The 24413-nt window shown below is 69.7% G+C and carries 23 protein-coding genes; 15 read left to right on the forward strand and 8 right to left on the reverse strand.

Going from position 1 to position 24413, the window contains the following annotated elements; translation table 11 throughout:
- Position 1: 1 nt before the first annotated feature.
- Together FPZ12_RS34100 and FPZ12_RS34105 are read left to right on the forward strand one after the other, a co-directional pair.
- A complete protein-coding gene (locus FPZ12_RS34100) occupies positions 2 to 1393 on the forward strand; it encodes a GH1 family beta-glucosidase (RefSeq protein ID WP_144750120.1) in 1392 nt (463 codons plus the stop codon).
- 174 nt (positions 1394 to 1567) lie between these two features.
- Positions 1568 to 2050 carry an NUDIX domain-containing protein gene (locus FPZ12_RS34105; protein ID WP_144750118.1) on the forward strand — a complete coding sequence of 161 codons (483 nt, stop codon included), beginning with the start codon at positions 1568 to 1570 and terminating at the stop codon, positions 2048 to 2050.
- A gap of 108 nt (positions 2051 to 2158) precedes the next feature.
- Here the strand turns inward: FPZ12_RS34105 and FPZ12_RS34110 are convergent, their stop codons facing one another.
- The 5 genes from FPZ12_RS34110 to FPZ12_RS34130 all read right to left on the reverse strand — a co-directional run bounded on the left by FPZ12_RS34110 (position 2159) and on the right by FPZ12_RS34130 (position 9966).
- On the reverse strand, positions 2159 to 2875 hold the full coding sequence (locus FPZ12_RS34110; protein WP_144750116.1) for a PP2C family protein-serine/threonine phosphatase: 717 nt from the start codon (positions 2873 to 2875) through the stop codon (positions 2159 to 2161).
- A 137-nt stretch (positions 2876 to 3012) separates the two neighbouring features.
- Complete coding sequence (locus FPZ12_RS34115; protein WP_144750114.1) at positions 3013 to 4995, reverse strand: ArnT family glycosyltransferase; 1983 nt, start codon at positions 4993 to 4995, stop codon at positions 3013 to 3015.
- A gap of 20 nt (positions 4996 to 5015) precedes the next feature.
- Positions 5016 to 6266: a bifunctional glycosyltransferase family 2/GtrA family protein gene (locus FPZ12_RS34120; protein ID WP_166462997.1), complete on the reverse strand. Its 1251-nt coding sequence runs from the start codon at positions 6264 to 6266 to the stop codon at positions 5016 to 5018.
- Between the two features lie 140 nt (positions 6267 to 6406).
- Complete coding sequence (locus FPZ12_RS34125; protein ID WP_144750112.1) at positions 6407 to 8380, reverse strand: ArnT family glycosyltransferase; 1974 nt, start codon at positions 8378 to 8380, stop codon at positions 6407 to 6409.
- On the reverse strand, positions 8377 to 9966 hold the full coding sequence (locus FPZ12_RS34130; protein WP_144750110.1) for a sensor histidine kinase: 1590 nt from the start codon (positions 9964 to 9966) through the stop codon (positions 8377 to 8379). Before FPZ12_RS34130 ends, FPZ12_RS34125 begins: the two co-directional genes overlap by 4 nt.
- A gap of 143 nt (positions 9967 to 10109) precedes the next feature.
- Between FPZ12_RS34130 and FPZ12_RS34135 the strand changes: the two genes are divergently transcribed.
- Genes FPZ12_RS34135 through FPZ12_RS34160 form a run of 6 tightly spaced genes read left to right on the forward strand, consistent with a single transcriptional unit; the run spans position 10110 to position 13870 of the window.
- On the forward strand, positions 10110 to 10751 hold the full coding sequence (locus FPZ12_RS34135) for a hypothetical protein (protein ID WP_144750108.1): 642 nt from the start codon (positions 10110 to 10112) through the stop codon (positions 10749 to 10751).
- Between the two features lie 3 nt (positions 10752 to 10754).
- A complete protein-coding gene (locus FPZ12_RS34140) occupies positions 10755 to 10997 on the forward strand; it encodes a hypothetical protein (RefSeq protein WP_144750107.1) in 243 nt (80 codons plus the stop codon).
- Positions 10997 to 11902, forward strand: a complete 906-nt coding sequence (locus FPZ12_RS34145) for an FAD:protein FMN transferase (protein ID WP_144750105.1) — start codon at positions 10997 to 10999, stop codon at positions 11900 to 11902. Before FPZ12_RS34140 ends, FPZ12_RS34145 begins: the two co-directional genes overlap by 1 nt.
- Entirely contained in the window at positions 11899 to 12465 is a 567-nt protein-coding gene (locus tag FPZ12_RS34150; protein WP_208026117.1) for a ferric reductase-like transmembrane domain-containing protein, read from the forward strand. The genes FPZ12_RS34145 and FPZ12_RS34150 overlap by 4 nt, the downstream gene beginning before the upstream one ends.
- Positions 12462 to 13661, forward strand: coding sequence for an NADH-ubiquinone oxidoreductase-F iron-sulfur binding region domain-containing protein (locus FPZ12_RS34155; RefSeq protein WP_144750101.1), 1200 nt, complete (start codon positions 12462 to 12464; stop codon positions 13659 to 13661). Before FPZ12_RS34150 ends, FPZ12_RS34155 begins: the two co-directional genes overlap by 4 nt.
- Positions 13658 to 13870, forward strand: a complete 213-nt coding sequence (locus FPZ12_RS34160; protein WP_144750099.1) for a ferredoxin — start codon at positions 13658 to 13660, stop codon at positions 13868 to 13870. The genes FPZ12_RS34155 and FPZ12_RS34160 overlap by 4 nt, the downstream gene beginning before the upstream one ends.
- A gap of 348 nt (positions 13871 to 14218) precedes the next feature.
- On the opposite strand, the gene FPZ12_RS34165 is transcribed toward FPZ12_RS34160, so the two are convergent.
- A complete protein-coding gene (locus tag FPZ12_RS34165; protein ID WP_243770183.1) occupies positions 14219 to 15787 on the reverse strand; it encodes a fatty acid desaturase in 1569 nt (522 codons plus the stop codon).
- Positions 15788 to 15987: 200 nt separating this feature from the next.
- Here FPZ12_RS34165 and tig point away from each other — a divergent pair, with 200 nt between their 5' ends.
- The 5 genes from tig to FPZ12_RS34190 all read left to right on the forward strand — a co-directional run bounded on the left by tig (position 15988) and on the right by FPZ12_RS34190 (position 20908).
- Positions 15988 to 17409, forward strand: coding sequence for a trigger factor (tig, locus tag FPZ12_RS34170; RefSeq protein WP_144750095.1), 1422 nt, complete (start codon positions 15988 to 15990; stop codon positions 17407 to 17409).
- A 137-nt stretch (positions 17410 to 17546) separates the two neighbouring features.
- On the forward strand, positions 17547 to 18161 hold the full coding sequence (locus tag FPZ12_RS34175; RefSeq protein ID WP_144750093.1) for a ClpP family protease: 615 nt from the start codon (positions 17547 to 17549) through the stop codon (positions 18159 to 18161).
- A 28-nt stretch (positions 18162 to 18189) separates the two neighbouring features.
- Positions 18190 to 18816: an ATP-dependent Clp protease proteolytic subunit gene (locus tag FPZ12_RS34180; RefSeq protein ID WP_144750091.1), complete on the forward strand. Its 627-nt coding sequence runs from the start codon at positions 18190 to 18192 to the stop codon at positions 18814 to 18816.
- 345 nt (positions 18817 to 19161) lie between these two features.
- Entirely contained in the window at positions 19162 to 20457 is a 1296-nt protein-coding gene (gene clpX / locus FPZ12_RS34185; RefSeq protein ID WP_144750089.1) for an ATP-dependent Clp protease ATP-binding subunit ClpX, read from the forward strand.
- Between the two features lie 49 nt (positions 20458 to 20506).
- Complete coding sequence (locus FPZ12_RS34190) at positions 20507 to 20908, forward strand: hypothetical protein (RefSeq protein ID WP_144750087.1); 402 nt, start codon at positions 20507 to 20509, stop codon at positions 20906 to 20908.
- Between the two features lie 7 nt (positions 20909 to 20915).
- Here the strand turns inward: FPZ12_RS34190 and FPZ12_RS34195 are convergent, their stop codons facing one another.
- Both FPZ12_RS34195 and fdhD read right to left on the reverse strand, forming a co-directional pair.
- The gene (locus tag FPZ12_RS34195; RefSeq protein WP_144750085.1) at positions 20916 to 21836 is read right to left on the reverse strand and encodes an alpha/beta hydrolase-fold protein; all 921 of its coding nucleotides are present in this window, start codon (positions 21834 to 21836) and stop codon (positions 20916 to 20918) included.
- A 9-nt stretch (positions 21837 to 21845) separates the two neighbouring features.
- Positions 21846 to 22688, reverse strand: coding sequence for a formate dehydrogenase accessory sulfurtransferase FdhD (gene fdhD, locus FPZ12_RS34200; protein WP_144750083.1), 843 nt, complete (start codon positions 22686 to 22688; stop codon positions 21846 to 21848).
- Positions 22689 to 22797: 109 nt separating this feature from the next.
- Here fdhD and FPZ12_RS34205 point away from each other — a divergent pair, with 109 nt between their 5' ends.
- Entirely contained in the window at positions 22798 to 24162 is a 1365-nt protein-coding gene (locus FPZ12_RS34205; protein ID WP_144750081.1) for an L-lactate MFS transporter, read from the forward strand.
- Positions 24159 to 24275, forward strand: a complete 117-nt coding sequence (locus FPZ12_RS47145; protein ID WP_424923665.1) for an MFS transporter small subunit — start codon at positions 24159 to 24161, stop codon at positions 24273 to 24275. The genes FPZ12_RS34205 and FPZ12_RS47145 overlap by 4 nt, the downstream gene beginning before the upstream one ends.
- Positions 24276 to 24413 lie beyond the last annotated feature (138 nt).

Genomic DNA, 24413 nt, shown 5'->3' on the forward strand with positions numbered 1-24413 from the left:
CATGTCTGTTCTGGGTGAACGACTCGCGGCGGGGCTGGAGTTTCCCACCGGTTTCGTGTGGGGTGCCAGCACCGCCGCGTACCAGATCGAAGGCGCGACCACTGTGGACGGTCGCACGGAATGTATCTGGGACGCCTTCTGCCGCCGTCCCGGCGCGGTGGCCGACGGCGATACGGGGGAGCCGGCGGCCGACCACTATCACCGATATGCCGACGACGTCGCGCTGATGCGGGACATGGGCCTCGGCACGTACCGGTTCTCGATCGCGTGGTCACGGGTGCGGCCTGACGGCGGGCCGGTGGAGCGGCGCGGGCTCGATTTCTACGACAGGCTGGTGGACGAGCTGCTGGCCAACGGGATCCGGCCGTGGGCCACGCTGTATCACTGGGATCTCCCGCAGGCGCTGGAGGAGAAGGGCGGCTGGGCGAACCGCGACACGGCCTTCCGGTTCGCCGGCTACGCGGAGGCGGTGGCGGAACGGCTCGGTGACCGGGTTCCGTTGTGGTCCACGCTGAACGAGCCGTGGTGCTCGGCTTTTCTGGGCTACGGCTCGGGTGTGCACGCGCCCGGGCGCCAGGATCCGGAGGCGGCGGCCGCGGCGGCGCACCACCTGTTGCTGGCGCACGGTTTGGGAATGGCGGAGCTGCGGCGGTACGCCCCGGCGGCGGAGTCCGGTATCACGCTGAACCTGTACCCGGTGCGGGGCGAGGATGCCGAAGCGGTCCGGAAGATCGACGGCCTCATGAACCGGCTGTTCATGGATCCGGTGCTGCTCGGGCGTTATCCGGAGGACCTGCTGACCGACCTGGCCCGCTTCGGTTTCGGCGAGCTCGTGCGCGAAGGCGATCTGGAGCTGATCTCCGCGCCGATCGACATGCTGGGGGTGAACTACTACCGGGGCTACGAGGTGACCCGCGAGCCGGTGCCGGGTTCGGAGCCCGCCGGGCCGGAGTGGATCGGGGCGGAGGAGGTGCGTTTCATCCCGGACCCGACGGTGCCGCTGACGGCGTCGGGCTGGCAGGTGGAGCCGGACAGGCTCACCGAGACGCTGGTGAACGTGCACCGGGATTATCCGCACATTCCCTTGTATGTCACGGAAAACGGCGCGGCCTACCCGGACGTCGTCGGCAGCGACGGCCAGATCGTCGACACCGACCGGATCGGCTTCCTCGAAGCACACCTGCGGGCGGCGCACGCGGCGCTGACGCAGGGGGTCGATCTCCGCGGGTACTTCTACTGGTCCCTTTTGGACAACTTCGAATGGGCGGAGGGATACTCGAAGCGCTTCGGCCTGGTGCACGTGGACTACGAGACGCAGCGCCGGACGCTGAAGCATTCGGCGCACTACTACTCGGTGGTCGCCACCACCAACACCCTGCCGACCACGGGCTGAGCCCGTTCGCGGGGGTGGTGGTGCCGCGGCGGCGGCGCGGTACGCCGCGGCACCACCGTGGCCGGTCCTCGGGGGTCCCGGGCAGGGCACGCACACGGTCGGGTGCGCCGAGACCCTCCACGAGGCAGGGCGCGTCCGCATCACGGTGCGGGCGCGCCCTTGTAGTGTCGGCGGGTGGAGCTTTTGCCGTTCGACGAGTACGTGCGTTCGCTCGACCGCAAGCGCATGTCGGCGGGCGTCCTGTTTCGCGACGCCGAAGGCCGGGTGCTGCTCGTAGAGCCTTCTTACAAGGCACAGTGGGAGATCCCCGGCGGCTCCGTCGATGCGGGCGAGTCGCCATGGGCGGCCGCGTCCCGCGAGGTACGTGAGGAGCTCGGGATCGAGCGTGTGTTCACCCGGCTCCTGGTGATCGATTATGTGCCGGACGACGGCCGCATGCCCGAAGGCATCGCGTTCGTCTTCGACGGCGGGCTCATCACCAACGCCGAGGTCGCCGCGCTGGAGCTGACCGATCCGGAGATCGTTTCCGCTGGGCTCTTCTTCCTCGACGCGGTGCCGTCGCTGAAAGCAACGCTCGCGGCGCGTCTCGCCATTGCACTCCGGGCCGCTCAGGCCGGTGAACCACTTTTGTCCGAAAACGGAACCGAGCTCACGTAACCGAGAACACGCACCGGCGCACTTGGCGTTGCTGCCGCAGCGCTCGCGCCGTGCCCAATCCACCGGAGCACCCGCCCTCGCCAGCACCGTCGCGGGCACGGACGGCATTCACGCCGCCGTCGGGATGGCTTCCGTGGTCAGGTCTGAAAAGGGGGCGTCCTCCACGAGCATCGCCGTCGCGTTGTCGGTTCCGCCGGCGGCTAGGGCGGAGTCCACAAGGGACTGTGCGGCGTTCGCCGGGTGGCGCAGCAGTTCGGCCATCGCCGCGGGGGACAGGTTCTTGTGCACACCGTCGCTGGTGAGCAGCAGCCCGGCCGCGCCGTGCACCTCCGCCCGCCCGAACGCGGTCGCCTCGGCGGTGCGGACACTGGTGGTCACGATGTGCTCCATGCGCGGCACCACCTCCTCACCCCGGTCGCGGAAGTACTCCGCCAGCGTGTGGTCCTTCGTCAGCTGCCGCAGCGTGGAGCCCGTCCACGCGTAGGCCCGTACGTCGCCGACCCAGCCGATCCGGTATCCCTCGGCGAACGGCAACGCGACCACGAGAACGCAGTCGCCCGCCGTGGGGTCCGCGCGCAGCGCCCGTTGCGCGGCCAGCAGCGCGGCGATCGGGCCTTCCGCCGCCGGCGTCCGCACCGCGGCGGCCGCGGCGAGTCGGGCGGCCCGCGCGGCGAACTGGTCGTCGCCGACACCGTCGGCCAGCGCGAAGACAACCTGCTGGGTGGCGGGATCGGCGTAGGCGCCCACGGCGTCGGCGTTGACCAAGCGCGGGCCCTGCGCGCTCGCGGTGTGCCAGGTGGGAGTCTGGGTGAGAGGGTGGAGCATGATGCCCTCCTTCGGCCTGTGTCTTCGAGTTTCGTCCCCTCCGCTGTGGCAAGGCTGTGCCGGATGTGAAGCGAACCTGTGACATCACAGCGAAAGCGGGGCCGGGATCACACCCGGCCCCGCCTTCGTTTCCGGACTCAGCTGAGCACGTACACGGTCGTGCCGCCGATGGTGGTGGCGGTGTAGTTCGCCTCCACCCACTGCTCGATCGCGCTGGAGGACGAGTCGCTGCCGCTCATCCCGCCGCCCATGCCGCCGCCGGCGATGTAGTACTTCACCTGCCCCGAGGCGACGTAGGACTTGAACTGCTCGAGCGTCGGCGAGTTGTCGGTGCCGCTCCAGCCGCCGATCGCGATCACGGCCTTACCGCTGGAGAGCTCCAGCTCCGCCGCGGTCTGCGAGCTGCCGACCGCCGCCGCCCACTTCGTCGTCGTCTGCGAGAGCAACGTGGTCAGCTCGGTGCTGGACGACGAGCCGCCGCCCATCATCCCGCGGGACGCAGTGCCCGACGAGTCCGAAGTGGACTGGCCGGGCGGCGTGCCACCCTGTTCGGTGCCCGAAGGTGCGCTGCCGGAGGGCATTCCGCCACCCATGCCGCCCATCGAACTCGTCGTCGGCCCCGACGTGGGGGTCGAGCCGGTGTGCGCCACACTCGCCGTGGTGACCGCGTACGCGGTGCTGCCGAGACCGAACACCAGCACGGTGGCGGTGATCAGCACGGTCGCCATCCGCCGGAACTCGTGCACCCCGACCGCCACCGCGGTCGCCCCGAGCACGCCCAGCACGATGATCACGAACTTGAGCCACGACAGGTAGTCCGAATCGCGGGCCAGCAGGATGTAGTCCCAGATCGCCGTCACCGCGATCATCGCCGCGAGCACCGCCCGCGCCGGGACGTTGTGCCGTCCGCGCCACAGCGCCTGACCGGAGATCGCGATCAGCGCGGCGATCGCCGGGGCCAGCTCCACCGAGTAGTACGGGTGCACGGTGCCGCTCATGTAGCTGAACACGACGCCGGTGACCAGCAGCCAGCCGCCCCACAGCACCAGCGCCATCCGCGTCTTGTCGGTGCGGGCCGCCCGGCGGGTGAACCACAGCCCGGCGACCAGCCCGATCAGCGCGGCGGGCAGCAGCCACGAGATCTCGCCACCGAACTCGGAGTTGAACAGCCGGGTGATGCCCGCGGTGCCGCCGAAACCACCGCCGCCGCCACCACCGGCGTTGCCCTCGCCGCCGAAGATCCGGCCGAGGCCGTTGTAGCCCAGCGCGAGCTCCAGCAACGAGTTGGTCGTCGAACCGCCGATGTACGGACGGCTGCTCGCCGGCCAGATCTCCACCAGCGCCACGTACCAGCCCGCCGACACGACCACCGCGACCACGGCGCCGAGCAGGTGCAGCAAACGCTTTCCGAGCGAGGTCTTCGCGGCGGTCAGGTACGCCAGTCCGAAGGCGGGCAGCACCAGGAACGCCTGCATCATCTTGGTCAGGAAGCCGAACCCGACGGCGACCCCGGCGAGCGCGAGCCACTTCGGGCTCGCCTTCTCGATCGCACGGACGGTGCAGTAGGCGGCCGCGACGAGCAGCAGCACCAGGAGCGCGTCGGGGTTGTTGAAGCGGAACATCAGCACGGCCACCGGAGTCAGCGCCAGTCCCGCCCCGGCGATCAGCCCGGCCACCGGACCGGACGTGCGCTTCACCGTCGCGTACAGCAGGCCGACGGAAGCCACGCCCATCAACGCCTGCGGCGCCAGCACCGTGAAGCTGGAGAAACCGAAGACGCGGGCGAAAGCCACCGCCACCCACAACGCGGCGGGCGGTTTGTCGACCGTGATCGAGTTACCGGAGTCGAGCGAGCCGAACAGCCATGCCTTCCAGTTCTCGGTGCCCGCCTGCACGGCGGCTGCGTAGAAACTGTTGCCGTAGCCCGAAGCCGTCAGATCCCACAGGTACAGCACCGCGGTGCCGACGAGCAGCAGGAGCGCGGCAGGCCGGATCCAGGACGGCTGGTCCCCGTTGCCGAAGATCAGCCGGCGCAGCCTGCTGTTTCCCCGCGGGGGCGCGGGTTCCGGGGCGCGGTGCCGGGGCTCCGTGCGGGGCGGCCCGGTCAGGACGCTGGTCATCATTGTCTCCCAAGGGTTTTTCAGTGGTCTTGGCGCCGGGGGTGGAACACCCAGCCGCGGAGCAGGACGAAGCGGAGGATCGTGGCGGCGAGGTTCGCCAGCACCAGCACGGTCAGTTCGAGCACCACGCCGGGCGACGCCAGCGCGTTGAGCAGGGCGAGCGAGCCACTGGTGAGCACGAGCCCGAGGCCGAACACGATCAGCCCCTCGAACTGGTGCCGCGCCGCGCCCGAGGAGCCGCGGATGCCGAACGTGACCCGGCGGTTGACCGCGGTGTTGGCGATCGCGGTCAGGCCGAGCGCGACGAAGTTCGCCGCCTGCGCGCCCATTCCGTTGCGCAGCACCAGGAACAGCAGCAGGTACGCGAGCGTGCTCCCGATCCCGACGACCGCGAAGCGCACCAGCTGAGTGGCCAGTTTCGGGGGCACGCCGGGGGTGGACACGCCGATCGGCTCCCGGCCGAGCTGGGCCCGGAGTTCGCTGACCGGAAGGGAACCGGTGGCGAACCCGCGGATCATCCTGGCCACGCCCTTGAGATCCGCCGTGGCGGTCCCGATGATGTCCACCGACGAGTCCGGGTCGTCCACCCAGTCGACGGGGACTTCGTGCGTGCGCAGGCCCGCGCGTTGTGCGAGCACGAGCAGTTCGGTGTCGAAGAACCAGCCCGTGTCCTCGACGAGAGGAAGCAGCTGGCGGGCGACGTCCGCGCGGATCGCCTTGAACCCGCACTGCGCGTCGGAGAACTTCGCGGCCAGCGCGCCGCGGAGGATCAGGTTGTAGCAACGGGAAATGAACTCGCGCTTGGGCCCGCGCACGACCCGTGCCCCCTTCGCGAGGCGCGAGCCGATCGCGAGGTCGGAATGCCCGGAGATGAGCGGCGCGACGAGCGGCCCCAGCGCGGCGAGGTCGGTCGACAGGTCGACGTCCATGTACGCGAGCACGGGAGCGTCCGAAGTGGACCAGACGGCGTTGAGCGCGCGGCCGCGGCCTTTCTGCGCGAGGTGCCGCACCTCCACTTCGGCGAATTCGCGCGCGAGCCGCTCGGCCACGTACAGGGTTCCGTCGATACTGGCGTTGTCCGCGACGGTGATGCGGAAGCTGTAGGGGAGCGTGGCGGCGAGGTGCGCGTGGAGTCGGCGGATGCACGGCTCCAGGTCGGTTTCTTCGTTGTAGACGGGAATGACGACGTCGAGCACCGGCCGCGCGGTCCGCGTGTCGACGGGTGTCGTCCCGGGCCGTGGACCGGCTTCGGTGTGCATCGTGGCTGTCATGCTTCTACGATCCGGCACCGCGCTGGGGTGCCGTTGTGCATGTCCTGTGGGCGTTCTGTGAAGAATGGACGGACGAAAAAAGGGCTCCTTCCGCGCCGCGCCGGCACGGAAGGAGCCCCCGGTGGGGACAGCTCATTGACTCATGAGGTGAGGTCGTACACGGTCGTCCCGCCGACGGTCGTGGCGGTGTAGTTCGCCGCGACCCATTCGGCGATCCGCTCGGCGTCGTCGCTGCCCGAAGTGCTGCCGCCCATCGAGCCCCCGGTTCCGGTGCCGACGAAGTAGTGGATCTTCTTCTCCTTCACCAGTTCCTGGAACTGGGCCAGCGTCGGTGCCGGGTCGGTCCCGTTGAACCCGCCGACGGCCATCACCGGGACGTCCGCCGCCAGCTGGTAGCTGGCAGCCGGGTTCGAGCCGACCGTGGCCGCCGCCCAGGTGTAGGACTCACTGTCCTTTTGCAACAGTGCGACGAGCGCGTCGCTCGGTGTGGTCGTGTTCAGCAGGCTGCCCATCCCGCCGCCGGGGCCACCGCCCTGACCGCCGGTGGGCATTCCACCCTGGCCCCCGGTCTGCCCGCCGGGACCGCCGTTCTGGCCGCCGCCGAAACCGCCGCGCGGGCCGCCGCCACCGCCGCCGAACCCGCTGCCACTGGGGCCCGCTGCCGGAATCGCCCCGCTGTGGCTCGTCGCCGCCGTCGCGATCGTGTAGGCCCCGCTCCCGGCCAGCGACGCCACCAAGGCGACGACCGCGACCCCGCGGGTCACCGGGCGCGGCAGCCGGTCGGCGACCAGGATCGCCGCCGCCGCAAGCAAAGCAACCATCAGCGCCAGGTACTTGAGCCAGGGCACGAAATCGGTTTCCCTGTCCAGCAACAGGAACCCCGTCAGTCCGGTGAGTGCCACACCGCTGGAGAGCAGCCCCGCCGCGATCGGATTCGCGCGCAGCCGCCACAACCGCGCCGCGCCCATGCCGACGAGCGCGGCGACCGCGGGCGCGAGCGCGACCGTGTAGTAGGGGTGGATGATGCCGCTCATGTAGCTGAACACCCCGCCGGTGATCAGCAGCCAGCCGCCCCAGATCACCGCCGAGGCACGCGTCGGGTCGGTGCGCGGCGCGCGCCAGGTGAGCCAGATCAGCGCCGCCAGCGCGAGCACCGCCGCCGGCAGCAGCCAGGCGATCCCGCCCGCCATCTCACTGCCGAACAGCCGCGCCCAGCTGCCGCTGCTCTGCGCGCCGCCGAGGCTGCCGACCTCGTCGCCGGTGATCCGGCCGAAACCGTTGTAGCCGAAGGCGAGTTCCAGGATGCTGTTCGTCTGCGAGCCGCCGATGAACGGGCGGCTGCTCGCCGGCCACAGCTCCACCACCGCGATGTACCAGCCGGTGGAGACGATCACCGCCGCCTGCGCGGCCAGCAGGTGCAGCAGCCGCTTGCCGATCCCGGTCGGCGCGGCGATCAGGTAGGCGATCGCGAAAGCGGGCAGCACCAGGTACGCCTGCAGCATTTTCGCGAGGAAGCCGAAGCCGACCGCGATCCCGGCGAGCACCAGCCACTTCGGACCGGGCTTTTCGACCGCCCGCACCGTGCAGTACGCGGCGATGATCAGCAGCAGCACGAGCAGCGCGTCCGGGTTGTTGAACCGGAACATCAGCGCGGCGACCGGCGTCGCGGCGAGCACGAGCCCGGCCAGCAAACCGGCGCCGGGGCCCGAAACCCGCCGCACTGTGGCGTAGATCCCATACACCGAGCCGATGCCCATCAGTGCCTGCGGGACGAGCACGCTCCACGAGCTGAGCCCGAACACGCGCACGAACAGTCCCATCACCCACAACGCGGCGGGCGTTTTGTCCACAGTGATCGCATTGGACGGGTCGCTCGAGCCGAAGAACCACGCCTTCCAGCTCTCCCCGCCGGCCTGCGCGGCCGCGGAGTAGAACGCGTTGGCCCAGCCGGAAGCCGAAAGATCCCACAGGTAAAGGACGGCGCTGACCACCAGCAGCGCGAACAGGGCGGGCCGCACCCAGCGCGGGTCGCCTGGTCTCCCGTGCAGCAGGCGGTTGCGCCGGCTGGTGTTCGGTGGGCTGTCAGGCGAAGAGCGCTCGGCCAATACGGTCATGGATCCAGGGTCTCGGGCACACCTTGGCCGAGGTTGTGCCGTTCCTGTGAGAAGCCTGTGGACGTCCGGACCACCTGAACGGGCAGTTCATCGGTCACGTCGGCGTCGATGGTGAGTACCGCCCGCGGCAGCCGCACCTCGAACTCCGTGCGTCCGGGCCTGCTGTGCACGTGGACCTTGCCGTGGTGCGCCGAAACGACGGCGGCCACGATCGCCATCCCGAGCCCCGTACTGCCGGCCGCGCGCGAACGCGACGAATCGCCTCTGGCGAACCGCTCGAAGACATTCGGCAGCAGATCGGGCGGGATGCCGGGGCCGTTGTCGGTGACCGTCAGCACCGCGCTGCCGTCGGCCGAAACCGCCAGCCGCGTGGTCACCGTCGTGCCGGGCGGCGTGTGCGTGCGGCCGTTGGCGAGCAGGTTCGCCAGCACCTGGTGCAGGCGCTGGGCGTCGCCGGTCACGCTCACCGGGTAGTCCGGCAGCTCCAGCTTCCACCGGTGCTGCGGGCCGGCGATGTGCGCGTCGCCGACCGCGTCCGCGACCAGTCTGCTCAGGTCCACTTCGGACTCTTCCAGCGGGCGGCCGGCGTCGAGCCTGGCCAGCAGCAGCAGGTCGTCGACGAGCGTCGTCATTCGCGACGCCTCGGATTCGACACGCCTCATGGCGTGCGCGATGTCGGCGGGCACCCGGTCGCCGGAGCGGCGGGTCAGCTCCGCGTAGCCGCGGATCGCCGCAAGCGGGGTGCGCAGCTCGTGGCTCGCGTCGGCGACGAACTGCCGCACCCGGGTTTCGCTCGCCTGCCGGGCGTCGAGCGCGTTGTCGATGTGGCCGAGCATCCGGTTGAGCGCGTAGCCCACCTGCCCGACCTCGGTGGCCGGGTCGGTGTCGGTCACCGGCACCCGGATCGACAACGCCACTTCGCCGCGGTCGAGCGGGATTTCGGTCACCTTCGACGCCGCCGCGGCGACGCGGTCCAGCGGCCGCAGGGTCCGGCGGACGACGAAGGCGCCGACGACGCCCGCGCCGATCACCGCCACCAGCGCGACGCCGCCGAGGATGAGGCCGACGGTGAGGAGCGTGGCGTTCGGCTGGCTCATCGGCAGCCCGAACACCTCGACGCCGCCGTTCGTGTTCACCGCGATCACGCGGTAATCGCCTTCGGACAGCGAGATCGTGTGCGTCCGGCCGTCCGCGACGACCTGGTGCAGCACCTGCTCGTCGGCCGGGTTCATGTTCTGCGGCACGGGCACCGGCGAGCCCGGCTCGGTGTCCAGGATCTCGGCCTTGGTCTGGGTGGCGGAGAACAGCGCGTACACGGTGCCGGTCGCGGTGCCCGCGGCCATCAGCGCGTCGCCGCCGCGGTCGTGCCCCGGCCCGCCGTTGAACGTCTGCGAGCGGTTGACGGTGTCGTGCAGCTGCTTGTCGACCTGCTGGGTGAGGAACGCGCTGAGGGAGAACAGGCTGATCACGCCGATCACCAGGCACACCACGGTGAGCAGCGCGACCAGTGCCGCGATCAGTTTGGTCCGCAGCGGCCGCACCCGCCGCCGCGGCTCTGCCCGGTGGGCAGACTTCCGCACGTTCATGACTCGAAGATGGTCGATTTTCGTGTGGGGTCCTTGTGTGCTTCCTGTGTAACCGCTGTGTGATTGCGGGACGGTGAAGGGACACAGCCTCCTTTCACAACTCCCACAGCCTTCACACAGAGCGCGCTCGAAAACTCGGGGCCATGACTACCGAACAGTTGCCCCCGCAGCACACCACCCCCGACCAGAACTGGGGCGCGCCGCAGCAGCGCCCGCCGCAGCGCTGGGACAGCCGCAAGACGCTCGCCGCCGTCGCGGTGGCGGTCGCCGTCGTCGGCGCCGGCGGTGCCGCGATCTATGTGGCAGGCACGTCCAGTGACTCCAGCAGCTCGCAAGGCGGGATGCAGGGCGGCCCCGGCGGCGGCCAGATGCCCGGCGGCACCAGCGGGGCGAGCACGCTCAGCAGCGCGCTGCACGGGGAATACGTGGTCTCCGACGGCAACGGCGGCTACACCACCGAGCTGATGCAGACCGGCACCGTCACCGAGATCAGCGCGACGTCGCTGACCGCCAAGAGCACCGACGGCTACACGAAGACCTACACGATCGACAGCGGCACCGCGGTCGGTGACAACCAGAACATCAGCAGCATCGCCACCGGCGACACGGTCACCGTCGTCGCTTCCGTTTCCGGGGACACCGCGACCGCCGACACCCTCACCGAGGGTAGCGATCAGGCCGGGCAGGGAGCGGGCGGCGCGCCCGCGGGCCAACAGCAGCAGGGCACCCTGCCGAAGCAGGACTCCAGCTCGAGCGGCAGCGGCCAGACGACGGGTCAGGGCTGAGCCGTGGGAGCGCGTGAGCACGGGATGCGCCGGGTGGCGCTGGTGACCACCGGGCTGGCGGTCGCCGGTGTCGCCGGCGCGACCCTCGTCGCCTGCGGCGTCGCCGGGGACGACACGTCGTCGACCCAGACGTCGACCCAGACCTCCACCAGTCAGTCGTCCACTTCGGACAGTCAGTCGTACTCGGGCTCCAGCGGGATGTCCTCGAGCGACGGGTCCGCGCACGCGCAGTCGGGAGGATCCTGATGCCGCTGATCACCGATGACACGACGGCACAGTGGGAAGTGTGGAGCACGACCGCACGCGTCGTCGTCGACGACGCCGCGGCGCTCGCCGACGCGAAAGCGCTGGTGGAGGCGGAACTCGCCGCGGTGGATCAGGCCTGCAGCCGGTTCCGCCCCGGCTCCGAGCTCGCGCTCGCCGAGCGCGCGGGCACGGACGTCGAAATCAGCGACCTGCTGGCCGGGCTCGTCTCGGCCGCGCTCGAAGCCGCACGCCGGACCGGCGGCGACGTCGATCCGACGTTGGGTGACGCGCTCGCCCGGCTCGGGTACGACCGTGACCTGTCGCTGGTGGCCGTGGACGGTCCGCCGCTGCCCATCCAGGTGCGGCCCGCGCCCGGCTGGCAGCGGATTCGCTTGACGGGCAACCGGTTGACGGTGCCCGCAGGCGTGCGGATGGACCTCGGCGCCACGGCGAAGGCATGGACCGCGGACCACTGTGCCCGGCTGGCCGCCGGTGCGCTCGGCACCGGTGTGCTCGTCGAACTCGGCGGGGACATCGCGACCGCGGGCGCGGGGCCGGCGGACGGCTGGAAGATCCTGGTGCAGGACCGGGCCGACGATCCGTCGTGCACGGTCTCCGTTCCCTCGGGCGCGGCGATGGCCACGTCCAGTACCAACTCCCGCACCTGGCGGCGCGGGGACAGGCTGCTGCATCACGTGCTCGACCCGCGCACCTGCCAGCCCGCGCCGCGTACTTGGCGCAGCGTCACGGTGGTCGCCGACCGCTGCGTGGACGCGAACACCTGGACCACGGCGGCACTCGTCCGCGGACAGGACGCGCCGGAGTGGCTTTCCGGGCTCGGCGTGCCCGCCCGCCTCGTCGCCCGCGACGGCCGTGTGCACACCCTCGGCGGATGGCCGTCATGACCTCGCAAGCCCTCTGGGACTTCGGCCGGGGTTCCGGCGTGGTGGCGCTCGTGCTGCTGACGCTGTCGATGGTGCTCGGCATCGCCACGCGCTCCGGCCGTCCCGCGCCGTGGCTGCCCCGGTTCGCGGTGGCCGAGACGCATCGCAACACCAGCCTGCTCGCCACGGTTTTCCTCGTGCTGCACGTGGGCCTGCTGCTCTTCGACCCGTACGCGCAGCTGCGGATCTTCGACCTCGTCTTCCCGTTCGTCGGCAACTACCGGCCGTTCTGGCAGGGGCTCGGCACGGTGGCGCTGGACCTGATGATCGCGCTGGTCGTCACGAGCCTGCTGCGCACCAGGATCGGGTTGCGCACGTGGCGCGGAATCCATTGGGCCGCTTACGGTTTGTGGCCCATCGCGCTCGTGCACGCGCTGGGCACCGGCACCGACTCGTTCAGCGCCTGGTTCCTCGTGCTCGCGATCGTCTGCGTCGCCGCTGTGCTCGGCGCGCTCGGCTGGCGGCTGTCGGCCCGGTTCACCGAACGCCGGGCTGTCGCCCCCACGATGGAGGTCCGGGTATGACCGTCAGTCTCACCGAAGTCGCCGGACTGCTCGACGCGGCAGCGCCCGATCTCGAGGCGCACCACCGGATCAGCGGCCCGATCCCGTGGCAGTGCCCGCTGATCGACGAGCTGCGCGCGGCCGGACTCACCGGACGCGGGGGAGCGGGATTTCCCGTGTGGCGCAAGCTTTCCGTGGTCGCCGAGGGAGACGCGCCCGTCGTGATCGGCAACGGCGCGGAGGGCGAACCGGCCAGCAGCAAGGACGAAACGCTGCTGGCGCGGGCACCGCACCTGGTCCTGGACGGGCTCCAGCTTGCCGCGCAAGCGGTACGCGCGGGCGAGGCTTATTTGTACGTGTCCGCCCGGGTCTCGGATTCCGTGCGCGCGGCGCTCGCCGAACGCGCGATGCGTAACTGGGACGCGATTCCCGTTTCCGTCGTGCACGCGCCGGAAGCCTTCCTCAGCGGGCAGGAATCCGCTGTGGTGGCGGCGATCGAGGGGAAGGCGGCGCTTCCCGCGGACCGCGTCGAACTGACCGCGCGCTCGGGCGTGCACGGCAGGCCGACGCTGGTGCAGAACGTGGAAACCCTGGCGCACATCGCGCAGATCGCGCGTTACGGCGCCGAGTGGTTCCGCCGCCGGGGCACGGCCGAGGAGCCCGGCACGTTCCTCGTCACGGTCAGCGGCGCGGTGCGTGAACCGGGCGTGCACGAGGTCCCGCTGGGCACGTCGCTCGGAAAGGTGCTGGCGCTGGCCGGTGGTCCGTCGAGCGAACTGCGCGCGGTGCTCGTCGGGGGCTACCACGGCACCTGGGTCCCCGCGGCGAACTTCGGAATACCGTTGACACGCAAGGATTTGAGCGCGATCGGCGGGTCGGTCGGCGCCGGGGTGATGGTCGCGCTCGGCACCGGCCATTGTGGCCTGAAAGCGTCCGCTGAAGTCGCCGCTTATCTGGCCGCGCAGAGCGCCCGGCAATGCGGGCCCTGCCTGAACGGCCTGCCCGCGCTCGCGCAAACCCTGCAGGCGCTGGCCACCGGCGCCGGAACGGCCGAGCTGCCTGCCAGGGCCGCCCGCCTCGCCGACCTCGTCGAGGGACGCGGCGCCTGTCACCATCCCGACGGCACGGCCCGGTTCGTCCGGAGCACGCTCGCCGTCTTCGGCGACGAGATCGCCTGGCACCTGCGCGGGGAATGCGCGGGGAGGAGGACGAAATGACCGTGCGGCTGCACATCGACTGGACCGCGTGCGACGGCCGCGGGCTGTGCACGGAACTGCTGCCGGAGACGCTTTCCCGTGACCCGTGGGGATATCCGGTGCCGCGTGACCGTGCTCGCGAGACCACGATCCGCCCGGAGCTGGCCGAACACGCGAAACGCGCGGTGCGCCTGTGCCCCACGCTCGCTCTGCGGCTCAAGGGGGAGTAGACGGGCTGGGTCCCTTGCGGCTCAAGGAAGATCAACCGGCTGCAGTACCGTGGGCCGCGTGGCTGCCCGGTGCCGTCGGTCGGACCCGCTTCATCGTGTGGCGGTGTTTCAGCACTGTGGATCGCGTGGGTACCCGGCGCCATCGGTCAGACCCGCTCCATCGCGTGGCGATATGTCAGCACCGTGGACCGCGTGGCTACCCGGTGTCGCCCGTCAGACGCGCTTCATCGCGTGGCGATGTTCCAGCACCGTGGACCGCGTGGCTACCCGGTGCCGCCGGTCAGACGCGCTTCATCGCGTGGCGATGTTCCAGCACCGTGGACCGCGTGGGCTACCCGGCGCCATCGGTCAAACCCGCGCCATCACGTGGAACGTTTCACCATGAACCGAGTCAGGCGGGACATGGTGTTCGGCCAGTACGGCGCGCACCGTGTCCGCCAGCGGCGGCGGCACGCACAGGAACCACTCGTCCACCTTCGCCGGGTGGAGCCGGGCCGAGAGCAGGAACCGCAGCCTCGCGCTGTCGAGCGCGCCGGGCTGGTAACGCTCGAAACAAATGGCGAGCGCCGAGCCGATCGTGTCGAACGGGTTGCCCGTCCGCGCCGGCCGGAGGTCCGGGTCGCGCTCGTCGGTGCGGAAGTGCACCACTCGCAGCCGTCCCTCGAAACGACGCGTCAGCGCGCTCAGCTCCCTCGCGAACAAAGTGTCGGCGCCGGTGCGGTTGACGTAAAGCAGAGTGGCGCGGCAGCGGGGCGCGGTGGCCAGCGCGTGCCCGAGCATCGGCAGCACCGGCGCGATCCCGATCCCGGCCGCGATCGCGACGAAGTGCTTCGCCTCCCTGGGATCCGGCGTCAAGGTGAACGACCCCTCGGGCGGACGCACCTCCAGCTCGTCGCCGGGCGCCAGCACTTTCGTGGCGTGGTTGGACAACCAGCCGTCCGGCACCTGCTTGATCGCGAGACGCAGCTCCTCCTCGCCCGGCCGGGAACAGACGGCGTACTGCCTCTCCAGCAGCGCGCCCTCCACCCGCGTCCGCAGCGTGACGTGCTGGCCGGGGGAGAAGCGGAACTCCGCGCGCAGTTCCGGAGGCAACGCCAGCGACACCACGACGACGCGGTCGAGCGGCCGCTCCACCCTCGTCACGGCCAGCCGGTGGAATTCGCCTCCGCACGCCGGGGCGGGCGGGGGAGCCGCGTCCGGCTCGCGGTCCGCTCGCCACGCCTGCTGGTACCGATAGAACGGCAAGGACGGATACCGGCTGTGCACACTGTGATAACTGCACGCGTCCGGCGGCTGGTGGCGGGGGAACCAGTCGAACCACCACGAAGCGAGCAGCATCGTCAGCCGCTGCGGCAGCAGGTACACGAGCAGCAGCTCCCAGCCGTTCCCGGTGCCGGCCACCGCGGCGAGCGTGCCGGGCAGCAGCACGAGCAGCGCCAGCGACTCCGCCACCTCGGCCTGCGGCCGGTCCGCGGTCCGCTTGAAGTAGGCGAACGTGTGCCACAGATCGGTGGCCATCCAGCGCAGCGGCAGCTGCCAGCGGGGGCCGCGCAGGTTCCACGGGGTCAGGTGCCCGCTGCCGCCGTGGCGATGCTGTTCCAGGTGCAGGTAGCGGGCGGCGGGGAACGAGACGAACGCCGAGCTGAACAGGACCGCCACCCGGCCGAGCACGTCGTTCAACCAGGTCAGCCTGCCCGTCGCATGATGCGACGCCTCGTGCACGACCACGAACAGGCCGAGCATCGCGAGCATTTCCAGCGGGACCGTCAGCAGGGGCGTGGTGCCCTCGGCGAGCGTCAGCCATCCCGCGGAAACCGCCAGCGCGAGCGCGGCGCCGAACAGCACCAGCGTGGGCGTCACCACCGCCGGGACCTTCACCCGCGACCGGGGAAATGCCCGCGCCTCAACGGTTGTCACGTCCGGCTCCTCCACACGGGGGACCTGCTGCGAAGAATGTAGACAAAACCTTGAGGAATGTAAACTTTCGCGCCGGCCGGGCGCTCGCCGCAGGCCCGAGCCTGGCCTGTCAAGTGCCTGGCCTAGACTCGGACTTCGGGCACTTCGCGTGCCCGGTGTCCAGCAGCATCACCAACCCTGTACGGCTCGAGGAGAACACGTTGAAGAGCACCGTCGAGCAGCTCGGCCCGACGCGAGTCAAGATCAATGTCGAGGTGCCGTTCGACGAACTCAAACCGAACTTCGACCGCGCTTACCGCAAGATCGCCCAGCAGGTGCGCATCCCGGGCTTCCGGCCCGGCAAGGCGCCCGCTCGCGTCCTGGAAAGCCGGATCGGCCGCGCGCCGGTGCTCGATGAGGTCGTCAACGAGGCCATCCCGGCCAAATACATGGAGGCGGTGCGCGCCGGCGAGGTGCGCACGCTCGGCCAGCCCGACTTCGAGGTGACCAAGCTCGAGGACCGCGAGGTCCTGGAGTTCACCGCCGAGGTCGACATCCGGCCGGAGATCACCCTGCCCGAGTTCGACGGGCTCACCGTCAGCGTGGACGACGTCGAGGTCACCGACGAGGAGGTGGCCGCCGAGCTGGACCAGCTCCGGGCCCGCTTCGGCACGCTGACCGGCGTCGAGCGCCCCGCCGAGAACGGTGACTTCGTCTCCATCGACCTGTCCGCCACGGTCGACGGCGAGGAGGTCGAGGAGGCCTCGACCTCCGGGCTGTCCTACGAGATCGGCTCCGGCCAGCTCGTCGACGGGATCGACGACGCGATCATCGGGGCGAGCGAGGGCGAGACGAAGACCTTCACCACCCAGCTGGTCGCCGGCCAGTACGCCGGGCGTGACGCCGAGGTTTCGGTCACGCTGCAGAGCGTCAAGCAGCGCGAGCTGCCCGAGGCCGACGACGAGTTCGCCCAGCTGGCCAGCGAGTTCGACACGATCGACGAGCTCAAGGCCGACCTGCGCGAGCGGCTGGCGCGGATGAAGAAGGTCCAGCAGGGTGTCCAGGCACGGGACAAGATCCTCGAGGAACTCCTCGAGCAGGTCGAGATCCCGTTGCCGGAGAAGGTCGTCGAGGCCGAGGTGGAGAGCCGCAAGCACGACGCGGTGCACGACCTCGACCACAGCGAGGAGGCGCTGGCCAAGGTGCTGGAGTCGCAGGGCAAGACCCTGGAGGACTTCAACACCGAGGTGCAGACCGAATCGGAGAAGGCGGTGCGCACCCAGCTGCTGCTGGACACGATCGCCGACAACGAGCAGACCAGCGTCAACGACGCGGAGCTGACCGAGCGCATCATCTACCAGGCCCAGCGCTTCGGCGTCAGCCCGGACGAGTACGTGCAGCGGGCGCAGCAGTCCGGTCAGCTCTCCGCCATCTACGCGGACGTGCGGCGCGGCAAGGCGCTGGCTTCGGTCGTGCGGAAGGCGAAGGTCACCGACGCCTCGGGCGCCGAGATCGACCTCGAGGAGCTGTTCGGCCCCGGTGAGGACGAGGCTCCCGCCGCCGAAGCGGGCGAGGCAGGCGAGGCCACCGAGGCCGCTGAGACCGAGGTCACCGAGGTCGCGGAGTCCGGCGCGGAAAAGTAAAGCTCTCAGCGAACTTGGGCGGTGTCGGGCATTCCGCGCCGCCCAAGTTCGTTAGGGTCGGTTGCAAGATCTCATTGAGTACGGAAGTCCACAGTGGATCTCCGCGGGGATCCACGGCGGCGAAAAGGCAGGCAGACGTGACGCAGCACAAGCCCGAGGCGCGGACCAGCACCGCGGGGCTCAACCTGACCGACTCGGTGTTCGAGCGGCTGCTCGCCGAGCGCATCGTGGTGCTCGGTTCCGAGGTCAACGACGAGGTGGCGAACCGGATCACCGCGCAGCTGTTGCTGCTGTCCGCGGAGGACTCCGAGTCCGACATCCGGTTCTACATCAACTCCCCGGGTGGCTCGGTCACCGCGGGTTTCGCCATCTACGACACGATGCAGCTCATCGAGCCGGACGTGGCGACCTACGCGATGGGGCTGGCCGCCTCGATGGGGCAGTTCCTGCTCTCCTCGGGTGCGCCCGGCAAGCGCTACTCGCTGCCGCACGCCCGGATCCTGATGCACCAGCCCTCCGCCGGCGTCGGCGGCACCGCCTCCGACATCGCGATCCAGGCCGAGGTGTTCGGCAAGTGGAAGCAGGAGCTGGCGCGCATCACCGCCGAGCAGACGGGGCAGAGCATCGAGCAGATCATCCAGGACGGTGACCGCGACCGCTGGTTCACCGCCGAGGAGGCCCGCGAGTACGGCTTCGTGGACCAGGTGCTCACCAGGGACAACCAGCTCCCCTCGGCCAACGGCAGCCGCTGACCCGGGCGCGTAAGTAGGAGATAAGTCAATGAGTGAATTCAAGCTTCCGCAGTCCCGGTACATCCTGCCCTCGTACGTCGAGCGCACCAGCTACGGGATCAAGGAGTCCAACCCGTACAACAAGCTGTACGAGGAGCGCGTCATCTTCCTGGGCGTCCAGGTCGACGACGCCTCGGCGAACGACGTGATGGCGCAGCTGCTGCACCTCGAGCACGAGGACCCGGACCGCGACATCACGATCTACATCAACTCCCCCGGTGGCTCGTTCACCTCGCTGATGGCGATCTACGACACGATGCAGTTCGTCCGCCCGGACATCCAGACGGTCGCGCTGGGCCAGGCCGCCTCCGCCGCCGCGGTGCTGCTGGCCGCGGGCACCAAGGGCAAGCGGCTCGCGCTGCCCAACGCGCGTGTGCTGATCCACCAGCCCGCCACCGAAGGCACGTACGGTCAGGTGTCGGACCTGGAGATCCAGGCCAACGAGATCCAGCGGGTGCGCCGCCTGATGGAGACCACGCTGGCCAAGCACACCAACAAGACGCCCGACGAGGTCCGCGCCGACATCGAGCGCGACAAGATCCTGACGGCCGACCAGGCCAAGGAGTACGGGATCATCGACGAGGTGCTGCCCTACCGCAAGGCCTCCGACAGCTGATCCGGGCACTGTTTCGTCAGTGGCGAGCGCGGGAGAACCGCGCGGCCGGTCCCGGGCAGTGGGATCGGCTTCGCCACGGCGAAACACCGAGCCGCGGGCCTGGCCCGGTGCGTGTCGATCAGGGCGCGTACCGGGCCAAGGTCCTAGGCTGGCCCGCGCGGCAGCGCCGCCCGAGCGGTGCCAGGGTCTCTTGGCCACGTCTCGGGGGACCGATGGTCCTCCCGTCAGACGCGTCGGGCGGGTACCGTCAGAGGCGTTGCTGAAAGTTCCGCTGCCTCGGCGGCGAGGGCAGGTACACGGACAGGTGCGCCATCCGGCGCTCCGGAGGGGAACAGGTCTACGGTCATGGCACGGATCGGCGACGGCGGGGACCTGCTGAAGTGTTCTTTCTGCGGGAAGAGCCAGAAACAGGTGAAGAAGCTCATCGCCGGCCCCGGCGTGTACATCTGCGATGAATGCATCGACCTGTGCAACGAGATCATCGAAGAGGAACTGGCCGAAGCCGGTGACGTGAAGCTCGACGAGCTGCCGAAACCGTTCGACATCCACGAGTTCCTCGACCAGTACATCATCGGCCAGAGCGACGCCAAGCGCACGCTCGCCGTCGCGGTGTACAACCACTACAAGCGCATCCAGTCCGACGACAAGAGCGGCCCCAAGGACTCCAAGGACGAGCCGGTCGAGCTGGCCAAGTCCAACATCCTGCTGCTGGGCCCCACCGGATGCGGCAAGACCTACCTGGCGCAGACGCTCGCGAAGATGCTCAACGTGCCGTTCGCCATCGCCGACGCCACCGCCCTCACCGAGGCCGGGTATGTCGGCGAGGACGTCGAGAACATCCTCCTGAAGCTGATCCAGGCCGCCGACTACGACGTGAAGCGCGCCGAGACCGGCATCATCTACATCGACGAGGTCGACAAGATCGCCCGCAAGTCGGAGAACCCGTCGATCACTCGCGACGTCTCCGGCGAGGGCGTGCAGCAGGCGCTGCTGAAGATCCTCGAGGGCACCACCGCCTCGGTCCCGCCGCAGGGCGGGCGCAAGCACCCGCACCAGGAGTTCATCCAGATCGACACGACGAACGTGCTGTTCATCGTGGCCGGCGCGTTCGCCGGGCTGGAGAAGATCATCAACGAGCGGGTCGGCAAGCGGGGCCTCGGGTTCGGGGCGGACATCCGCACCCGCACCGAGATCGAGGAGAGCGACGTCTTCTCCGACACGATGCCGGAGGACCTGATCAAGTTCGGGCTGATCCCGGAGTTCATCGGCCGCCTGCCGATCGTGGCGAACGTGACCCACCTCGACAAGGACTCGCTGGTGCGGATCCTCACCGAGCCGCGCAACGCGCTGGTCAAGCAGTACAAGAAGCTCTTCGAGATGGACGCCGTCGAGCTGGAGTTCACCAAGACGGCGCTCGAGGCGATCGCCGACCAGGCGGTGCTGCGCGGTACCGGCGCCCGTGGGCTGCGCGCCATCATGGAAGAGGTCCTGCAGCCGGTGATGTACGACATCCCGAGCCGCAACGACGTCGCCAAGGTGGTCATCACCGAGCAGACGGTGCGGGAGAACGTGAACCCGACCATCGTGTCGCGTCAGCCTTCGCGCCGGCGTAGCACGGAGCGCGGCGAGAAGACCGCATAACTGACCGGTAGCCCGGACGGGCCAGAGCCCTGCTGGATAAACTGACTGGATGAGCGTCGAGGGGGCGGGTCCCCGCCAGGATGCCGACAACGGCAGCGCGGCCGAGGCCGCCGGCGAGGACAAGGTCATTCCGGAGGGCCGGGGTGACGTGCGCGGGATCAGTGATCTGACGTACCGGATCATCACCCCGTACCTGAAGGATTCACTCGTGCACCGCTGCGTCCAGGTGGTGCTCGTGGTGCTCGCCGTCGTGTGCCTGATCGCCACGGGCGTGCGGCTTTCCCCGTTGCCGCTGCTGCCGATCCCGTTGTTCGGGGTGGCCTACTACGCGCTGCGCCGGATGCGGACGGCTTCCTCGGACAGGCTGCTGGTGATCTGGGCGTCGACGCTGCTGGCCGCCGTCGTCGTCGGGTTCTGGTTCCTGTCGGTGGTCGGAACGTGGGTGTCCTGAACGGTTCCTAAACCGTGGGCACGTGTTTGCCGATGAAGCTCACGAAGCTGGGCACCACGGTGCGGTTGAAGGAATCGCCGTGTTTGCCGTGCGCGGTGTAGGTGATCGCCGGGTGGGTCGCGGCGTTGAACTGCCGCACGCCGGCGATGAACGAATCCTCCGTGCCGCAGTAGGTGGCCATGGGGATACCGGCCGTGGAGTCCAGGTGCTTCAACGGATCCAGCGACGACCATTCGGCCTCGTCGTGGAAGATGCCGCGCTTGGCCATTTCGGCCCAGGACAGGATCAGCGCCGGCGCGAGCAGCGCCAGTGCGCGCACCGGCTGGCTGTTTTCGGCGCGGCGGCGGGCGTAGAGCAGCCCGCCGAACCCGCCCATCGACATCCCGGTGCACGCGAACGGCAGCCCGTCCGTGCCGCCGAGGCCGCGCCGGCTGAGCCATTGCGGCACTTCCTCCAGCAGCATGGCCATCGGGTCGTCGCCGGGGTGGGCCTGGTGCCAGTAGTTGTCCCCGCCGTCGACGGCGACGAACCCGTAGGACGGTGACGCGTGCCGGGCGACCTGGCTGCTCAGCTCGGCGAGCGTGCCGGTGGGCGCGGCTGTGCGTGCGCGGCCGTGCAACCCGTGCAGCAGCAGCGACATCGGCAGGTTCTTCGGCGGGTTCTTGTTCGGCAGCAGCATGACGAGGTCGACCTGGCGGTTGCGCGCCTGCGACCAGACGCGCTCGACCTTCGCCACGCCGAGCTGGCTCACCGGGGTTGTCGACGTGACGCCCAGCGCGCGCTGCACCGCTTCACCGAACGGCAGCGCTCCCGTCGCGGTGGCGGCCGTGAACCCGGCGATGCCCAGCCCGGAACCTCCCGCGATCAGCAAGGATCTCCGGGACCACTGCCGCCGCGGCCGCTTCCCTTCCTGATCCACAGCGTCCATTGAACCAGCTCAGGACAACGCCGTCGCCGTCTCCAGCACTCTGTGCTCACCGGTGTAGAGGTTCATGCTTTCCCCGCGCAGGAACCCGACGAGGGTCATCCCGTTCTCCTCGGCGAGCTCCGCCGCGAGCGAGGAGGGGGCGGAAACCGCTGCCAGCAAAGGGATCCCGGCCATCGCGGCCTTCTGCACCAGTTCGAAGGACGCCCGCCCGGACACCATCAGCCCCACCTGGCCCAGCGGCACCCTGTTCTCCAGCAGCGCCCAGCCGAGCACCTTGTCCACGGCGTTGTGCCTGCCGACGTCCTCACGCACGGCGAGCAGTTCACCGTCCGAGGTGAACAGTCCGGCCGCGTGCAGCCCGCCGGTGCTGGCGAACACCCGCTGCCGGGCGCGCAGCTTGTCCGGCAGCCCGGCCAGCAGTTCCGGGGTGACCGAGAACGTGGAATCCCCTGGGGGGAAACGGGTTTTGAGCTTCACCGCGTCCAGGGCGGCCTTGCCGCAGACGCCGCAGGACGACGTCGTGTAGAAGTTCCGCTCCACGCCGGTCTCCGGCGGGGCCACGCCCTCGGCCAGGGTGAGGTCCAGCACGTTGTAGGTGTTGCGGCCCTGATCGTCGACACCATCGCAGTACCGCGCCGCGAACACGTCCGACGACGAGCCCAGCACGCCCTCCGAGAGCAGGAATCCGTGCGCCAGCTCCACGTCGTGCCCCGGGGTGCGCATGGTCACCGCCAGCGCCTTGCCGCCGACGCGGATCTCCAGCGGCTCCTCGGCCGCGAGTGAATCCGGCCGGCGGCGTTGTCCGCCGGCCGACAGCTTCCGCACCGGTCGCCGCACTGTGACGCGTCCCATGTCCGCTCCCTCCGAAACCGGTGTCCGAAAGTTCCACAAATGACTGGTGCGCCGCCACGCTTTCGGGACTAGATTGCACTCTCAATCACCAGCCTAGGGGAGCGTCACTGTGGCCGTCACCTTCCTGGACCGTGGACGCACGGTCGCGCCGGCGAACTGGAGTCGCTGGCTCATCCCGCCCGCCGCGCTGTCGGTGCACCTGGCGATCGGCCAGGCCTACGCGTGGAGCGTGTTCAAACCGCCGCTGGAGAAGTCGCTGAACCTGACCGGCACGCTCAGCGCGCTGCCCTTCCAGCTCGGCATCGTGATGCTCGGCCTGTCCGCCGCGTTCGGCGGGACGCTGGTCGAGCGCAAGGGGCCGCGGTGGGCGATGTTCGTGTCGATGACCTGCTTCTCCAGCGGGTTCCTGATCTCCGCGCTCGGCGCCGTCACTTCGCAGTACTGGCTGGTCGTGCTCGGCTACGGGCTGGTCGGCGGGATCGGGCTTGGCATCGGCTACATCTCGCCGGTGTCCACGCTGATCAAGTGGTTCCCGGACCGGCCGGGCATGGCCACCGGCATCGCGATCATGGGTTTCGGCGGCGGCGCGCTGATCGCGTCCCCGTGGTCGAGCCAGCTGCTGGAGACCTTCGGCACCGGCACGGGCGGGATCGCCACCACGTTCCTCGTTATGGGCGTGGTCTACGCGGTGTTCATGTCGCTGGGCGTGTTCCTGATCCGCGTGCCGGCCGAAGGCTGGCGGCCCGCGGGCTGGGAACCGCCGGCCGCCAGCGGCAACAAGCTCATGACGACGGCGAACGTGTCGGCGGCCAACGCGCTGAAGACGCCGCAGTTCTGGTGCCTGTGGGTGGTGCTGTGCTTCAACGTGACCGCGGGCATCGGCATCCTGGAGAAGGCGTCGCCGATGATCATCGACTTCTTCAAGCAGACCCCGGCCCCGGTGAGCACCGCGGCCGCCGCCGGGTTCGTCGCGCTGCTGTCGCTGACCAACATGCTCGGCCGGTTCGTCTGGTCGTCCACTTCGGACGTCATCGGGCGCAAGAACATCTACCGGTGCTACCTGGGCATCGGCGCGCTGCTGTACCTGGTCATCGCGCTCACCGGGAACTCGTCCAAGGTGATCTTCATCCTGTGCGCGATGGTGATCCTTTCCTTCTACGGGGCGGGTTTCGCGACGATCCCGGCGTACCTGAAGGACCTGTTCGGCAGCTATCAGGTCGGCGCCATCCACGGGCGGCTACTCACCGCGTGGTCGGTGGCCGGGGTGCTCGGGCCGCTGATCGTGAACGCGATCGCGGACAGCCAGAAGCGGGCAGGCAAGCAGGGTCCGGACCTTTACACGATGTCGTTCTACATCATGATCGCGCTGCTGGTGCTCGGCTTCATCGCCAACGAACTGGTGCGGCCGGTCAACGAGCGCTACCACGAACCGGCCGCGGCGCCGGGCAGGACCGCGGTCAAGGAGGCGGAATGAACGAGGGCGGGCGTCCGTGGCTGATGACCCTGGCGTGGCTGTGGGTCGGGTTGCCCTTCGCGTACGGGCTGTACGAGCTGATCCAGAAGATGGTGCAGCTCTTCGGAGGCTAGGTTCTGTTTTGTAAGTGGCGGAGCCGCTTGCGGTGGGCCGTCAACCGGCACCGCCGGGGGTTTGAATCGGTGGAGCCGCGCGGAGCGTGTCCGTTGAGGGCGGTGGCGGGCGGCGGGTGGGCGGTTCCTGGCGAGGAC

The sequence above is a fragment of the Amycolatopsis acidicola genome, assembly GCF_007713735.2.
GTDB lineage: Bacteria > Actinomycetota > Actinomycetes > Mycobacteriales > Pseudonocardiaceae > Amycolatopsis_E > Amycolatopsis_E acidicola.